Genomic DNA, 13,632 nt, shown 5'->3' with positions numbered 1-13,632 from the left:
GCCCCAGCAGCCGCTGGGGTCAGTAGCGCCGCTGCGTGCCTGGCGCGGGCCACCCTCGGTGGCACGCAATAGTCTTCGGGCAAGCGACTATTCCCCTTGCCGATCGCCACCGGGTGCCCGTGCCGGCGCGGCATACCAGCGCTCTGGCGGCACCCATTTCTCATGCGCGGGGTCGCCCAGGTAGTGCGGCGACATGATCTGCACCCCGTACTCGTTGAACACATCCTGGATGTTGGCGTGCAGCAGGCTCAGCAGTTCTGCCCGGGGCCTGGGTTCACTCGGCACCGCCTGGGCTACCAGGCGGTATTCGGGGTAGAAATCCGACAGGCCGGTCTGGAACACTTGCGGCCTGGGTTTTTCCAGTACGCCGTCGGTACGCCTGGCAGCTTCCACCAGCATCGCTTCGACCTGGCGCCAGGGCGTGTCATAACCGATGGTCACCACGGTATCGACGATGTACCCCTGCCCTTGCACCACACGTGAAAAGTTGCGCGTCACAGAGCCGGTGATCATCGAGTTGGGCAAGGTCAGCACCTCGCCCAGGCCGGTGCGGATGGTGGTGTTGAACATGCCGACTTCGCTCACCGTGCCTTCGTGGTCACCGACCCGCACATACTCGCCGGCCTTCAAGGTGCGGGAATAGGTGAGGATCAGGCCCGCTGCCGCCTGCCCCACTATGCTCGAAGCGCCGAGCGAGATCATCAGCCCGAGCAGCACCGACAGCCCCTTGAAGGCGTCGGTACCGGAGCCCGGCAGGTACGGGTAGGCCATGACCAGAGCGAACAGCCAGATGGCCAGCGAGGTCAGGCGGGTGGTCGGTTGCAGGGTTTCTTCGGTCAGCCACTTGAGGTTTCCCGGCCGGGCCATGCGCTGTAGCAGGCGCCGACTGAAGCCGCTGATCCCGCGGGCGACGAAAAAGATCATGATCGCCACGGCGATACCCGGGATCGCGTCCATGATGCCTTGCAGCAGGTAACGCAACAGGTCGAGCAGGTAGACGTTGAGGCTTTCACCCCATGGCCGGGTGTAGGGGAATTGCGACAGTACGAAGCTCAACCACTGGTAACTCAGCAGCAACACCACGGCCCAGTGCAACAGCCGCAGCAGGCGCTCGATCAAGCCGTAGACCAGTTGCATGTCGAACAGCGGCATCTGCCCGAAGCGGATCTGCCGGGCACGCTCGCGCATCAGCTGCGGCAACAGGCCTTGCAGTTTGCGCCGTGCCAGGTTGGTCGCTTTCAACAAGGCCAGGTAGATCAGCGTCGCCAGCGTCGAATAGCCGGCCGCCTTCAACAGGAAGTGCAGGCTGCGCGCCTGGCCGGTCTCCTCGACCACCTGGCGCAGCATCGTGGCAGCCTGCTCGGCCGCTGCGCGGGTATCGCCGTCATCCGGGCCCAGGTCACGCGGAGCAATGATGAAGGCGCGTCGCCCGCCCAACAGCACCAGATGGCTATTGAGGATGGGGTCGACAGTGACCTTGAGCTCATCCGTGCCGCGCAAGGCTTCGTCGATCACCGCGGTAGCCCGCTGTACCCGCGCAGCTGGCGTTTCCCCAAGCAAGGTGGCGTGGAAGGTGAAGATGCTGCGGTTGGCGATGGTCAACTGGGCGGGTTCGGCGGGTATGCCATCGGTGGCACTGCCTGTTGCCTGGTCGCCATGGCCGACCATGGGCCGCACGCTCAACAGGATCAACAGCAGGCAGAAAAGGCGCTTCATCATGAAATTCCTGGTCCCTGACCAAAGGCATGCCGGTAGTGATAGCACAGCGGCCGCCGGCCCGCGTCCCGCAAAGGTGTTGACGGGTGCGAATCTTGCGCCTGAGCGTGGCTACTGCATTTCAACGCCCCCCACGGTATGATTGGCCCACGCCAGGATTGGCGATGTGCCATGGCCCTCAGCAGGATCGCCAGCGCGGAAAATCGGATTTTCATCAAGTTCTATCGTGAAACGTGACATTCTCCTCGTTGTTCCACTGCCCTCGGCCATCCGTCGCTCACCCGCTTCGTTACCCCATTGCGAAGCGCCCCTGCCTATCGGCTGAATCCGGCACACGCGGCTACCGCTCGCGCTCCCCCATGGCTTTCACGAGACGACCTCCTTGGCAAATTCAAGGCCCCTCGCTTCCCATCACCGTGCCCTCGACTGGCTGAACTTCTTCCTTGCCGACGTACGCGACGGCCTCGGCCCTTACCTGGCCATCTACCTGCTCGCCGTGCACCAGTGGCAGCCGGCCAACATCGGCCTGCTGATGAGCCTGGCCGGCATCGTCGCGCTGCTGGCGCAGACGCCGGCCGGGGCCTTGATCGACCGCACCCCGGCCAAGCGCGCGGTGCTGGTGATCGCTGCCCTGCTGGTAACCGGCAGTTGCCTGTTGCTGCCGCTGATTTCGTCGTTCGCCTGGGTGGCCTTGACCCAGACGCTCAGTGCCCTGGCAGGCTCGGTGTTCGCCCCGGCGATAGCCGCGATCTCGCTGGGTATCACCGGCCCCAAGGCGTTCACCCAGCGGGTCGGGCGCAACGAAACCTTCAACCACGCCGGCAATGCCTGCTCGGCACTGCTGGCCGGCGGCCTGGCCTACCTGTTCGGCCCGGTGGTGGTGTTCTACCTCATGGCGGTCATGACCGTGGCCAGCATCGTCGCCGTCGCGCGCGTGCCCGCCGCAGCGATCGACCACCAGCTGGCGCGCGGCCTGGCCCATGGCCCAAGCGGTGATGACCACCCTGCCGGGTTCAAGCTGCTGCTGCACAACCGCACCCTGCTGGTTTTCGCGGTGTGCTGCGCGTTGTTCCACCTGGCCAATGCGGCGATGCTGCCCCTGGTGAGCCAGAAGCTGTCGCAGGTCGACCTGCGCCTGGCCACCCCGCTCACCTCCGCCTGCATCGTCGCGGCGCAGCTGGTGATGGTACCCATGGCGCTGCTGGTGGGGGCCAAGGCCGAGCAGTGGGGGCGCAAGCCGTTCCTGCTGGCCGGCTTTCTCATCCTGCCCCTGCGCGGGGCCTTGTACGTGGTGTCCGACAACCCGTTCTGGCTGGTCGGTGTGCAGCTGCTCGACGGTGTCGGCGCGGGTATCTTCGGCGCGCTGTTCCCTGTCGTGGTCAAGGACTTGACCGACGGCACCGGGCGCTTCAATGTCAGCCTCGGTGCGCTGGCGGCGGTATTCGGCCTGGGCGCCGCGCTCAGCCCGGGCATCGCCGGGCTGGTGCTGCAGGCCGCTGGCTATGATGCGGCATTCCTGACCTTGGCCGCGATTGCCCTCGCCGCCTTCGTGCTGGTGCTGGTCGCCCTGCCCGAGACCCAGCCCGACGCTTCGCCATCCCCCTCCTTGCCTACCCTTGCCGGAAACTGAACAGCCCATGCCAGTCAGCGAACACGCATCGATCATCTGGGCCATAGCCGCCCTGGCCACCGCTGGCGTCATCTTGCGCCCCTGGCGTATCCCTGAATACGTCTGGGCCATGGGCGGCGCCTTGCTGCTGGTCGGCCTGGGCCTGATCACAGCGCACAGCGCCCTGGCCGCGGTGGCCGAGGGCAGCGACGTCTACCTGTTCCTGGTCGGCATGATGGTGCTGGCCGAGCTGGCCCGCCAGGAGGGGCTGTTCGACTGGCTGGCGCGCTACGCCGTGCAGCACGCGCAGGGCTCCGGGCAACGGCTGTTCGACCTGGTGTTCCTGGTCGGTACGCTGGTCACCGTGTTCCTCTCCAACGATGCCACGGCGGTGGTGCTCACGCCGGCAGTGTATGCAGCGTGCAAGGCGGCCAAAGCCGAGCCTTTGCCGTACCTGTTCATTTGCGCATTCATTGCCAACGCGGCCAGCTTCGTGCTGCCGATCTCCAACCCGGCCAACCTGGTGGTATTCGGCAGCCAGATGCCACCGCTGCCAGACTGGCTCCGGCAGTTCACCCTGCCATCGCTGGCAGCCATCGCCCTGACCTACCTGATGCTGCGCCTGGCCCAGCGCCGGCAGATCAATCAGCCGCTGGCCCTGAGCGTGCACACCCAGCCGCTATCGGCCGGCGCCCGCCTGTGTGCGCTGGGCATCGCACTGACCGCAGCCTTGCTGCTGGGGGCCTCGGCACTGGACATGGCGCTGGGCCTGCCGACGTTCGCTGCCGGCGTCGCGATCACGGCGCTGATCCACCTGCGCCAGCGGCGCAGCCCGATGCCGGTACTGCGTCACGTCGCCTGGGGGGTGCTGCCGCTGGTGGCGGGCTTGTTCGTACTGGTCGAAGCGGTTGCCCAGACCGGCCTGGTCGTGCGCCTTGCCCAGGCGCTGGCCACGCTGGCAGAGGCAGCGCCGAGCCAGGCCAGCTGGCTGGCAGGCGTGGCTGTCGCCATCGCCAGCAACCTGATGAACAACCTGCCCACCGGGTTGATGGCCGGGTCCATGGGTTCACTGGTGCAACTGCCGCAACAGACAACGGCTGCGCTGCTGATCGGTGTCGACCTGGGGCCGAACCTGTCGATTACCGGCTCGCTGGCGACGCTGCTGTGGCTGGTCGCGATCCGTCGCGAAGGCGAGCATGTCAGTGCCTGGCAGTTCCTGCGCCTGGGGCTGCTGGTGATGCCCCCGGCCCTGGTGGCGGCGCTGCTGGCGCTGTGGGTGTGATCAACGGGTAGGCAAAGGCGCCCGTGAACGGCGCCGTTTGCTGCTACGCTTTGAATACCTGTCCAGGAATCCGTCACGCTGGATTTGCCGGCTTAGCACAGCTGAGTTCCGTTGTTCTTCAGGCCTACCTTCTGCACATGACCTTTGCCCATCAAAGGTGCCGATATGTCTGAGCCCAAGAAACGTCCGAGCAAACGCAAGCCCAAGGCGATTGAAGACCTCCGGGAAGACAGGAACTTCCAATCGCGCAAGCAGCGGCTCGAGGCCGGCAAGCGCTTGCGCGACAGTGTTCCACGGGCGGCACATGCAACGTGGAAACCTTCCTCGAAGCAGCGTGACCCAGTCGCGTTGCTGGAACAGTCCAACCGTCACCGGCATCCCGAACTGGTGCCTGTCCGTTACGGTCGCATGCTGCGCAGCCCCTTCACCTTCCTGCGTGGCTCGGCCGGCCTGATGGCGCGGGACCTTGCCAGCCTCCCCAGTACCGGCATCCGCGTGCAAGCCTGCGGCGACTGCCATTTACTGAACTTTGGTCTGTTCGCTACTCCTGAGCGCAACCTGATCTTCGATATCAATGATTTTGACGAAACCCTGCCCGCGCCCTGGGAATGGGACATCAAACGGTTGGCGGTCAGTTTTGCCGTCGCGGCCCTGGACAATCGACTCGAGCGCAAGCAGGCCCGGCAGTTGGCCATGGCCTGTGTCAGTGCCTACCGCAAACGCATGCGTGAGCTGTCGCTGATGAGCCCGCTGGACGTATGGTACGACCGCCTGGATGCGCAAACGCTGATCGACATGGCGCCCAATGCTGCGTACCGCAAGGCACGCGAAGCGTTGATGGCCAAAGCCCGGACGCGCATCGGCGATTACCTGTACCCGCAGATCAGCGATGAAGTGGGTGGCCGGCGGCGTCTGGTCGACCAGCCGCCGATCCTGTTCCATGTGCGTGAGGCCGATTTTGCCAAGCGCGTAAAACTGGCGCTCGAGGACTACCGTAACTCCCTGCTGCCGGAACGCCGGGTGCTGTATGACCGCTATCGCCTGGAAGACATTGCCGTGAAGGCCGTCGGCATCGGCAGTGTAGGCACGTTCTGCTTTGTCGGCCTGTTTTTCTCGGCAGAAAACAATCCGTTACTGCTGCAGTTCAAGGAGGCCTGCCCGTCGGTGCTGGCGCCCTACGCCGGCGCCAGCGAATTCGCCAACCAGGGCCAGCGCGTGGTCACCGGCCAGCGCCTGTCGCAATCGGCCAGCGACATCTTTCTGGGCTGGACGGAAGGCAGCAAGGGCCGGCAGTTCTTCGTCAGGCAGTTGCGTGACATGAAGATGTCACTGCCGGTCGAAGGTGCGTCGTTCGAGCAGATGGCGATGTATGCCGAAGTGTGCGGGATGACCTTGGCGCGGGCGCACGCCAAATCCGGCGACGCCGCGTTGATCAGCGGCTATCTGGGCAAATCGGACGCCTTCGATACCGCCATTGGCAGCTTTGCCCTGGCCTATGCCGGGCAGAATGCGAAGGATTACCGGGCGCTGGTCGACGCCGAAAGGAAAGGCCGGATCAAGGCGCTGCGTGAGGTAGACGATTAGGCACGCTCAAGCCTGAGCGCTGGTGAATGACCCGCTTGCATTTACCCGGGTGCGACAGATGAAGCAGCAGCGTTTTTCCGAATCGCGGGCAAACTCAGGTCGATGTCAACGTGCCGTGCTGGTCGCCGCCACCCTGTTGGTGGCCGCCTGTTCGACACTGGGCCCCACCACCATCGAGCGTGATCGAACGGACTATGCGGGGGTCATAGCCACCACCTGGAAAGAACAGACCTTGCTCAATATCGTCAAGCTGCGGTACGCCGATGCACCGGTCTATCTTGAGGTTTCGTCGGTGATCAGCTCCACCGCCATCCAGAGCCAGGTGAACCTGTCCGCCAGCTGGTTCAGCGGTTTGCCTGCCGACGGCAATAGCCAGGCAATCGGCGCCTCCGGTGTCTACACGGATCGCCCGACCATCAGCTACACGCCGCTGTCTGGCGAGCGGTTTTCCCGCTATCTGCTTACCCCGCTGTCGCCAGCAGCGGTATTTTCCCTGATCCAGGCGGGCTATCCGGTGGACCGCGTACTGCATCTGACCACACGCGCCGCGAACGGCCTCTACAACCGTTCGAATTCGCCGTCCCGATTGCGTGCAGCAGACCCCCGCTTCTACGCCGTGCTGGATGCGCTTCGTCGCATCCAGCGCTCGGAAAAACTCGGCATGCGTATCAGCCAGCGCAGCGGCGATGACAGTGAATTGTTCCTGATCGCCGACACCACGTCAGCACAGCTCGAGGACGACCGTCGACTGGTGCGTGAGTACCTGCGCCTGCAGCCCGACAAGGAAGTCCTGCATCTGACCTTCGGCTCCGTGCAGAGGAGCGATACCGAAGTGGCGCTGCTGACCCGGTCGATGTCGGAAATCTTTGCGGAAATCGCCGCCACGATCGAGGCGCCCGCCATCCATGTGCAAGAAGGGCGGGCCAACCCCGCACCCACCCTGCCGGTTACCAGCGAGTGGGACGCCCCGCTGGTGCGCATCCATTCCAGCGCGCACCAGCCAGGCGATGCCTATGCCGCCGTGCACTATCGCGACTACTGGTTCTGGATTGACGACCGCGACATGAAGTCCAAGTCCGAATTCCTGTTCATCCTGGTGCTGCTTTCCCTGGCTGAAACGGGCGTGGCCCCGGAAGTCCCGGTCATCACGGTACCGGCCAATTAATCCGGCAGAGGATACAGGCTTTGCAACAGGCGGTCCTGGGCCGACAACGGGCCCAGGTAGCGCACGAACAGTTCCTCACCCCGCGCCCCCGCCAGCGCCTTGCTCAAGGCGCTGTCGACCAATAGGCGGAAATCGTCATCCCCGCGTGCCATGGGTAGCGCCACCCGGCTCATGACAAACATCCGCTCCGGAACCCACAACTGCTCACGCTCGGCTTGGCGCGCCTGATAGGCCAGCAGAACGACCCGGTCCCCCAGCAATGCGTCGACCTTGCGCTCGGCCACCCGCTGCACGCCTTCCTCGTAGGTCGACACCTCCTCAAGGGTGGATTGCAAGCCAAGCTGGCGTATCCGTTCATGGGCCCAGCGGCTGCTCAATGTGCCACGCAATACGGCAAAGCTGTGTTTGCTCAGCCCTGCGTTGATGGTTGCACGCCAGCGTGGGCCGCTGTCCTGCGCCTTGCCACTGAGTGGCCCCAGCAAGGTAGCCGGTGCGTCACGCCTGACCAGCACAGCCAGGCCTGAGGTAAAGACCGGGATGGAAAAATCCGCCACGGCACGTCGGCCAACGGTTTCCACCATCGGCGTACACACCAGGTCGACCTGCCCATCAGTCAAGGCTGGAACCACCTGTGCCTCTGCCAAAGCGCGCCAGCGCACCTGCAGGCCAGCAAGCCCAGGCGCCTGACGGATCCGCTCGACCACCGCCATGCACAGTTCCACGGCGTATCCCTGCGGGGATTGCTCACTACCTGACGAGAACGGCGCAAGGCCGTCCATGAACCCCAGGGTCAGCACCTGGCTGTGCCGTAACCGGCCCAGGACATCGGCAGTTGCCACCTCGCTGGCCGCTGCCCCGTACAACAACAGGCTTGCCAGGCACAAACCGGCGACTTTCGCACGATTTTTCACGACGCACCCCCGACCGTGTCCAGCACCTTGACGAAACGCTTGGCAATGAAGCCGAACAGCAGGTAGCCCAGCGCCATGATCAGCGCGGCGCCAAACACTGCCTCCAGGCCCGAGGCATACAGGGCGTAGAAGCAGTAGCACACGGCGACCACCATGATGATGGCGTTACGGCGAAAAATGTTCAGCGGCACCTGAGCCTTGTACATGATCACCAGCAATCCGGTGAGCGAGGTGATGTAGGGGATGATGTTGGTCACTGCCGCCAGGTTGACCAGCTTGCTGAACTGGGCAGTAGCATTCGGCGAAAGCGTCGACAGTGCGATCAGGCTTTGCAGCACGGCACAGGTCAACAAGCCCGCCAACGGCACGCCGCGCGCTGTGACGCGGGTGAAGAGCCGGGGAAACAGCCCCTCACCGGCGGTAACCTTGGCGGTTTCGGCCAGGGTGAATTGCCAGCCAAGCAATGACCCCACGCAGGCGATCACCGCCAGCCCCATGATCACGCTGCCGACAGTGTCGTTGAACATGCGCGCGTAGACCATGGCGAAGGGCGCGCTGGCATTGGCCAGCTCGGGGTTGGGCACGATCCCTTGAATGACACTGGTCGACAAGATGTACACCACGGCTGCGCCAAGGGTGCCGAACAGGCAAGCCAGGGGCACATTGCGCTTGGGGTTTTCCACCGCATCGGAGTTCTGCGCGGCCGACTCCATGCCGAGAAAGGCCCACAGCGTCAGCGGGATGCTGCTGGTAATGGCCTGGGCAACTGGCATCTGCCCTGGGTTCCATGCCTCCTCGAAGATGGCCGGGCTGAACCAGTGCCAGCCGATCAGGCTCAGCCCGGCAACCGGCACGATCACCCCCCACACGCTGATCGCCCCGAGCCGACCGGTGATCTTGGCGCCGCCCAGGTTGGCCAGGGTAGTGAACCAGATCAGCATGACCGCCCCCGCCAGCAGCGGCGCAGCACCGCTGCCTAGCCACGGGAAGAACGGCGTGAGGTAGCCCACCGCAGAGATGCCGATCGCCACGTTGCCGATCATCAACGAAAGAAAATACAGATACGAACACAGGAAAAAGGCCGACTTGCCGTGCGCTTGCTCGCTGTAGGCGGACATCCCGCCAGAACGCGTACAGTAGATGCCGCATTGGGCAAAACAGTAGGCGATGGCCATCGAACCCACAGCGGTGATCAGCCAGGACAGCAGCGACACCGCTCCGATCTGGGCCATGCTTGCCGGCAGCATGATGATGCCCGACCCCATCATGTTCACCGTTACCAGAGTGGTGAGCCCGACCAGGCTCATTTTCTTTGCTGGATCATCCATGCTGCTCACCTTCAGCCAAGCGTATCGATAGAACCGGCGATCGCGCACCACGCCATCATTCAGCGCTGCGCCCGAGCCGGCGAGCCCCTGGCAACGCACTCATCCCATGCAGTACCACGCTGAGCATGACGCAAGCGATGGTAGTAGCGATGATGGTAGCGCCTTCTTGCAATTGCGCATCCAGCACCAGCACGGCAAAGACGATGGAAGCAAGGCCGCGGGGCCCGAACCAGCCGATGAACAAACGGCTCTCGGCGGTGAGCGCGCTACCGCTCAAGCTGATCCAGACAGGTAGCATGCGCACCAGCGACAGGCTTGACAGGGCGTAGAACCATACCGAGGGCGACAGAATCTGCGATGCCTTGGGCGCCACGTAGGCACCGAACACCACCCAGGTCAGCAGTGACAACGCTTCAGCACAAGACTCGCCGGTGGCGAGCAGCGGCTGGGTTTCCTGCTTGAACCGGCAACCTGTCAGCAGCCCGGCACAGAATGCGGCGATGAAGCCACTGCCGCCCAATGCCTGGGCGCAGGCGAAACTCAGCAAGGCCAGCGCCGGCATCACCAGCTGTTGCCACGCCTCGATCTGCAGGCAATGGCGTTGCGACAGGCGCAACAGCCCGCCCACCAGCAAGGCCAGCGCCACGCCCGTCAGGACACCGACGCCCAACTCCTCCAGGAACAGGTAACCGGCCAGGGCAAAAGGTACCGTCGAGTGCGCTTCCGTCACCAGGGCCAGCAGCAAGAGCAGCACCGGCACACAGATGCCGTCATTCAAACCGCTTTCGACATTCAGGCTTTCGCGCACATTGGCTGGAACCTCCGGGTTGCTGACCACGGCCTTGCCGAGGGCGGCATCGGTTGGCGCCAGTATCGTTGCCAGCAGCGCCATTTCCAGCCAGGGCATTTGCGGAAAGATCAGCCACGCGGCAAACCATCCCGCGATCAGCGTCAGCGGCAGGCCTATGGTCAGCAAGCGCAGCGGCAGGCTGCGGTAGTGGCGCAGCTGCGCCAGGTCGGCCTTGGCGGCATCACTGAACAGCACGATGGCAAGGGTGAGTTCGGCCAGCAGGCGCAGATCGTTGCGGTCCAGCGCAAGGTTCAGCAGCCCAAGCCCGGAGGGGCCGACCGCCAGACCCGCCAGCAAAAACAGCAGAGGCCCGTTGATGGGTCTGGATTCAAGCGCGCCGGCCAGGCTGGCGTAGAGCACCAGCAAGGCGGCCAGAACAGCCAGGTTCTGATACATGGCCACGCCCCGAAAGCAAAAGCCTATGCAAGAACGCTATCACTGCATCTGCGGCGCGACGATGGAAAAAACGGCAGAAGTTATCCTAGGTCAATATTGCCGGTGATCAACACCTGCCAACTGCCGGCGGAGCACTTCGCCCTGGCTGGAATGGCCAGTAGTTAACTTTTATCAAGCCCGCCCTGCGCTGCCTGGGTAAGGTGCACTGACCCATGTCCGGTGAAGGCACAGACCATGAACAGCACGCCTCCTACAAGAGTTCGCCTGTATGACGAGGAAGAACTGGACACAGTGCTGCGCGCGATGGCCCACCAGGCGTTGGCCTGCTTGCCTGCGTCCCGGCTGGCGCTGGTGGGCATCCAACGGCGCGGCGAGCCTTTGGCACAGCGCCTGCAATTGCACCTGCAGCAACTGACCGGTGCAGCGCCGTTGCCGCTCTATCCGGTCAAGGTCAAGCGCTATGCCGATGACCTCAGCATCCTGCACGCCCATACGCAGCTCACTGGCAACCCGGAACTCGGCAACCTCGACCTTGCCGGTACCACCCTGCTGGTTGTCGATGACGTGCTCTATGAAGGGTACTCGCTGCTGCGCACCTGCGCCTACCTGGCCGAACTGGGCGCGCGTCAGGTACTCAGCGCAGTGCTTGTCGACCGGCACGTCTGCCGCCAGCCGGTGCATGCCGATATCGTCGGCATTCACCTGCAGCTAGCGGCGCAGGATATCGTCGAATGCCATGTGCCGCCCTACGAGGCGCAATTCTGCGTGGAAGTGCTGCGCCACGGTCGAGCAGGCGATACCGCCTGACTCAGCGGGCAGCCGTGGGCCTGACCGTAAGGATGCTGCAGGGTGCCTGGCTGACCAGCCGTTCGGTGGTATCACCGATCAGTTTCGCCCAACGCTTGGCTTGCACCACGCCAACCACCACCACATCGATGTTCAAAGCGACAATTTGAGCCTTGATCACGCGCAACGGCGCGCCTTCGCTGAAATGCCGATGAGCGTGCACGATGCCATGGGCATCGGCCAACGCGTCGAAGGGCTGCTGGCGGGCGTCGCGCACCTCGTCGGCCCAGGGGCCGGCGAGGTCGGGATTGGCCAGCATGGCGATCGGCAGGTCGTAAGCAGAGAGCAGGTGCAACTGCCCCCTGCACTGCGCCACCAGTTGTTGGCCTGCCGCCAGCAGCGCATGGTTGAGTGCATCATTTTCCGGCGAAGGGTTGGCAACATCTACCGCTACCAGGACGTTGCCAGGCACGGCCGGGGCGTTCGCCGGGACGAACAGCAGCGGCGCCGCGCTCGCGTGCAGCAGCACCTGGTCCAGCGAGTTGCGGGCGATCTGGTCGAGCAACGAGCAGCCGGGGCAAGCCTTGATCACCAGGTCAGGTGCATAGCGGGCGATGCAGGCAGGCAACAGGTCGCGCGGGCTGAGGCTTTCGACGGCCTCGAAACTCAGCTGCAGCCCCAGCGCTGGCTGCTCGTCAAGCAATGCCTGCAAGCCGGTACTGAAGTGCACGAAAGCGGCCGAAGGCAGCGGCGATTCCTGCAACGCGTGACGCAGCTGCAGCTCATTGGGTTCATGGATGCCCAGCACATGCAAGGACGCGCCTGAGGTCGTCGCCAAGGCCATGGCGCGATACAGTGCGGCGTTGGCCTGGACTTCGGTCATGATCAGCAGAATCCGGCGATACCGGTTCATCGGCCACCTCCCGGCGCGGAAACAAGGTTGTGCGCCCTTGCCATTGTCGGCGCGGGTGCTGGGCCATTCTTGATAAATATCAAGGCACCCGAGCGCCATCGCGCCACCCTACCCTTGAACCGCTGTGCCGTCATCGTGGCGGCCATCGCTGTGGAGGCCCTCATGAACGCTCTGTCGCAACTGTTACTGATCTGCCACCCAGACCTGCACCCCTCGCCTGCCTTGGCGCGTGCCCAAGCGTTGGCCAAGGCGACAGGCGCTACCTTGCACCTGGTGGTGCTGAGCCAACTGCCATCCCGCCTGGCCACCCTGGACCACGTGTTGCGCGGCAATGTCCGCAGGCAGGATGCCGAGCACCGCAAGGCCTGGCTGAACGACCAGGTCAAGGCGCTTGGCGAGCTAGGCACGACTGCCTATGCCGAAACCCTGGATGACGAAGACCCGCTCAAGGATCTGATCCGGCTGGCCCAGCTGCATCGGGTCGAGATGCTGATCAAGGATGTCCGCCACGAAACCCTCGTCAGCCGCGCCCTGCTTACACCCCTGGACTGGCAACTGTTGCGCCGCTGCCCGATCCCGCTGCACCTGGTGGCCCAGGCAGACACCACACTGCCAGCCCGGGTGCTGGCGGCAGTGGATCTGGTCGAGGACGACCACGCGGTGGCCAAGATCAACGAGCGCATCCTGCAACATGCACAGGTGTTGGCGCAGCGCTGCAAGGCGCAATTGCATGTGCTGCAGGCGTATGAGCCTGGCCCCAGCTTCCTGGCCTATGCCGCCGCGCCAGTGGCGTGGACCGAGGACCGCGTCGAGGAAATGACCGGTCGGGCGCGCGAACGCCTGGCGAAGTTCGCCAGCCACTACGGTATCAAGCCGGATCACCTGCATCTGGTGCGAGGCCCCGCGCGCAATGTTGTCAGCGAATACGCCAACCAGCATGCCTTCGATGTGGTGGTCATGGGGACGGTTTACCATGAGGGCATGACCAAGGTCATCGGCAGCACCACCGAGCAAAGCCTGTACAAGGTGCACTCCAGCCTACTGGCGATCCATGGTTGATTCACCGCCTGGTGTGCACGGCATCCTTGCGCA

The 13,632-nt window shown here is 64.1% G+C and carries 11 protein-coding genes; 6 read left to right on the top strand and 5 right to left on the bottom strand.

Features of this window, described 5'->3' with window-relative positions; translation table 11 throughout:
• Window positions 1–87: 87 nt before the first annotated feature.
• Window positions 88–1,716: a mechanosensitive ion channel family protein gene (locus HU763_RS11225; protein WP_186685065.1), complete on the bottom strand. Its 1,629-nt coding sequence runs from the start codon at window positions 1,714–1,716 to the stop codon at window positions 88–90.
• Between the two features lie 382 nt (window positions 1,717–2,098).
• Between HU763_RS11225 and HU763_RS11220 the strand changes: the two genes are divergently transcribed.
• The 4 genes from HU763_RS11220 (at window position 2,099) to HU763_RS11205 (ending at window position 7,356) form a co-directional block, all read left to right on the top strand.
• Window positions 2,099–3,346: an MFS transporter gene (locus tag HU763_RS11220; RefSeq protein WP_186684866.1), complete on the top strand. Its 1,248-nt coding sequence runs from the start codon at window positions 2,099–2,101 to the stop codon at window positions 3,344–3,346.
• A 7-nt stretch (window positions 3,347–3,353) separates the two neighbouring features.
• Window positions 3,354–4,607 carry an arsenic transporter gene (locus HU763_RS11215; protein ID WP_186684865.1) on the top strand — a complete coding sequence of 418 codons (1,254 nt, stop codon included), beginning with the start codon at window positions 3,354–3,356 and terminating at the stop codon, window positions 4,605–4,607.
• 165 nt (window positions 4,608–4,772) lie between these two features.
• Window positions 4,773–6,191, top strand: coding sequence for a DUF2252 domain-containing protein (locus tag HU763_RS11210; RefSeq protein ID WP_186684864.1), 1,419 nt, complete (start codon window positions 4,773–4,775; stop codon window positions 6,189–6,191).
• Window positions 6,192–6,249: 58 nt separating this feature from the next.
• Entirely contained in the window at window positions 6,250–7,356 is a 1,107-nt protein-coding gene (locus HU763_RS11205; protein WP_225931947.1) for a hypothetical protein, read from the top strand.
• On the opposite strand, the gene HU763_RS11200 is transcribed toward HU763_RS11205, so the two are convergent.
• Genes HU763_RS11200 through HU763_RS11190 form a run of 3 tightly spaced genes read right to left on the bottom strand, consistent with a single transcriptional unit; the run spans window position 7,353 to window position 10,841 of the window.
• Complete coding sequence (locus HU763_RS11200) at window positions 7,353–8,267, bottom strand: transporter substrate-binding domain-containing protein (RefSeq protein WP_225931946.1); 915 nt, start codon at window positions 8,265–8,267, stop codon at window positions 7,353–7,355. The two genes, HU763_RS11205 and HU763_RS11200, sit on opposite strands and share 4 nt — an antisense overlap.
• A complete protein-coding gene (gene potE / locus HU763_RS11195; protein ID WP_186684863.1) occupies window positions 8,264–9,595 on the bottom strand; it encodes a putrescine-ornithine antiporter in 1,332 nt (443 codons plus the stop codon). The genes HU763_RS11200 and potE overlap by 4 nt, the downstream gene beginning before the upstream one ends.
• A gap of 55 nt (window positions 9,596–9,650) precedes the next feature.
• Window positions 9,651–10,841, bottom strand: a complete 1,191-nt coding sequence (locus tag HU763_RS11190) for a cation:proton antiporter (protein WP_186684861.1) — start codon at window positions 10,839–10,841, stop codon at window positions 9,651–9,653.
• 234 nt (window positions 10,842–11,075) lie between these two features.
• Here HU763_RS11190 and HU763_RS11185 point away from each other — a divergent pair, with 234 nt between their 5' ends.
• On the top strand, window positions 11,076–11,648 hold the full coding sequence (locus HU763_RS11185) for a phosphoribosyltransferase family protein (RefSeq protein ID WP_186684859.1): 573 nt from the start codon (window positions 11,076–11,078) through the stop codon (window positions 11,646–11,648).
• A gap of 1 nt (window position 11,649) precedes the next feature.
• On the opposite strand, the gene HU763_RS11180 is transcribed toward HU763_RS11185, so the two are convergent.
• Window positions 11,650–12,540, bottom strand: a complete 891-nt coding sequence (locus tag HU763_RS11180; RefSeq protein ID WP_186684857.1) for a universal stress protein — start codon at window positions 12,538–12,540, stop codon at window positions 11,650–11,652.
• A gap of 69 nt (window positions 12,541–12,609) precedes the next feature.
• Between HU763_RS11180 and HU763_RS11175 the strand changes: the two genes are divergently transcribed.
• On the top strand, window positions 12,610–13,599 hold the full coding sequence (locus tag HU763_RS11175; RefSeq protein WP_186684854.1) for a universal stress protein: 990 nt from the start codon (window positions 12,610–12,612) through the stop codon (window positions 13,597–13,599).
• The last annotated feature ends 33 nt before the right edge of the window (window positions 13,600–13,632 follow it).

It is taken from the genome of Pseudomonas anuradhapurensis, assembly GCF_014269225.2.
Classification (GTDB): Bacteria; Pseudomonadota; Gammaproteobacteria; order Pseudomonadales; family Pseudomonadaceae; genus Aquipseudomonas; species Aquipseudomonas anuradhapurensis.
The sequence above is the reverse complement of the archived record's forward strand: the minus strand, read 5'-3'. Positions and strand labels throughout refer to the sequence as shown.

Bases quoted from the DNA above. Each gene is read 5' to 3' on its own strand.
- HU763_RS11190 (WP_186684861.1), bottom strand. From the start codon at position 10,841: ATGTATCAGAACCTGGCTGTTCTGGCCGCCTTGCTGGTGCTCTACGCC.
- HU763_RS11205 (WP_225931947.1), top strand. From the start codon at position 6,250: ATGAAGCAGCAGCGTTTTTCCGAATCGCGGGCAAACTCAGGTCGATGT.
- HU763_RS11180 (WP_186684857.1), bottom strand. From the start codon at position 12,540: ATGAACCGGTATCGCCGGATTCTGCTGATCATGACCGAAGTCCAGGCC.
- HU763_RS11225 (WP_186685065.1), bottom strand. From the start codon at position 1,716: ATGAAGCGCCTTTTCTGCCTGCTGTTGATCCTGTTGAGCGTGCGGCCC.
- HU763_RS11185 (WP_186684859.1), top strand. From the start codon at position 11,076: ATGAACAGCACGCCTCCTACAAGAGTTCGCCTGTATGACGAGGAAGAA.
- potE (WP_186684863.1), bottom strand. From the start codon at position 9,595: ATGGATGATCCAGCAAAGAAAATGAGCCTGGTCGGGCTCACCACTCTG.
- HU763_RS11215 (WP_186684865.1), top strand. From the start codon at position 3,354: ATGCCAGTCAGCGAACACGCATCGATCATCTGGGCCATAGCCGCCCTG.
- HU763_RS11210 (WP_186684864.1), top strand. From the start codon at position 4,773: ATGTCTGAGCCCAAGAAACGTCCGAGCAAACGCAAGCCCAAGGCGATT.